This window comes from Pseudoalteromonas sp. SG44-17, assembly GCF_014164235.1.
GTDB classification, from domain to species: domain Bacteria; phylum Pseudomonadota; class Gammaproteobacteria; order Enterobacterales; family Alteromonadaceae; genus Pseudoalteromonas; species Pseudoalteromonas rhizosphaerae.
The window spans coordinates 1-1,533 of sequence record NZ_JACJEV010000081.1; the positions used below are offsets into that span (position 1 = coordinate 1).

Sequence of the window (1,533 nt, forward strand, 5' to 3'; positions counted from 1 at the left end):
TTGCTACAAAGCACCTACGCCTATGGGTAACAGCGCCACCTTCACATGACGTAAATCGTAGGCATTAAAAAAGGCCACCGAAGTGACCTTTTTCTAACAATTAACTTAAAAGTTAATTATTACTCATTGAACGTTGCTACAAAGCACCTACGCCTAAGGTAATAGCGCCACCTTCACATGACGTAAATCGCAGACATTAAAAAAGGCCACCGAAGTGACCTTTTTCTAACAATTAACTTAAAAGTTAATTATTACTCATTGAACGTTGCTACAAAGCACCTACGCCTATGGGTAACAGCGCCACCTTCACATGACGTAAATCGTAGGCATTAAAAAAGGCCACCGAAGTGACCTTTTTCTAACAATTAACTTAAAAGTTAATTATTACTCTACGATAGTTGCTACTACACCAGCACCTACAGTACGGCCACCTTCGCGGATTGCGAAACGTAGACCTTCATCCATTGCGATTGGAGAGATTAACTTTACAGTCATCTTAACGTTATCGCCAGGCATTACCATTTCTACGCCATCTGGTAACTGTACGTCACCAGTTACGTCAGTTGTACGGAAGTAGAACTGTGGACGGTAACCTTTGAAGAATGGAGTATGACGACCACCTTCATCTTTAGAAAGTACGTATACTTCTGAAGTGAATGTTGTATGTGGGTTGATTGAACCAGGCTTAGCTAGTACTTGACCACGTTCAACGTCTTCACGTTTAGTACCACGTAGAAGTGCACCAATGTTCTCACCAGCACGACCTTCGTCAAGTAGTTTACGGAACATTTCAACACCAGTACAAGTAGATTTAGTTGTATCATGGATACCAACAATTTCTACTTCGTCATTGATGCGGATGATACCAGCTTCAACACGACCAGTTACAACAGTACCACGACCTTGGATTGAGAAAACGTCTTCGATAGGCATGATGAATGGCTTATCGATGTCACGCTCTGGCTCTGGGATGTAAGAATCAAGTGCGTTTGCAAGCTCAATGATCTTGTCTTCCCACTCTTTCTCGCCTTCTAACGCTTTAAGCGCAGAACCAGCGATTAGTGGTAAGTCATCACCTGGGAAATCGTACTCAGAAAGAAGTTCACGAACTTCCATTTCTACTAGTTCAAGTAGCTCTTCGTCATCAACCATGTCACATTTGTTCATGAATACGATGATGTAAGGAACGCCAACTTGACGAGAAAGAAGGATGTGCTCACGCGTTTGTGGCATAGGGCCATCAGTCGCAGCAACAACAAGGATAGCGCCATCCATTTGAGCAGCACCAGTGATCATGTTTTTAACATAATCGGCGTGTCCAGGACAATCTACGTGTGCGTAGTGACGAGTAGGAGTATCGTACTCAACGTGTGAAGTTGAGATTGTGATACCGCGCTCGCGCTCTTCTGGAGCGTTATCGATTGATGCGAAATCTTTAGCAACACCGCCGTATACTTTTGCAAGTACGTTAGTGATTGCTGCAGTTAGGGTAGTTTTACCGTGGTCAACGTGGCCGATTGTACCTACGTTTAC

1 protein-coding gene is annotated in these 1,533 nt (G+C 43.5%); it reads right to left on the minus strand.

Going from position 1 to position 1,533, the window contains the following annotated elements:
• Nucleotides 1-384: 384 nt before the first annotated feature.
• Nucleotides 385-1,533, minus strand: a 1,149-nt coding sequence (gene tuf / locus H5182_RS21920; RefSeq protein WP_182735892.1) for an elongation factor Tu, incomplete at its 5' end; no start/stop codon positions are given.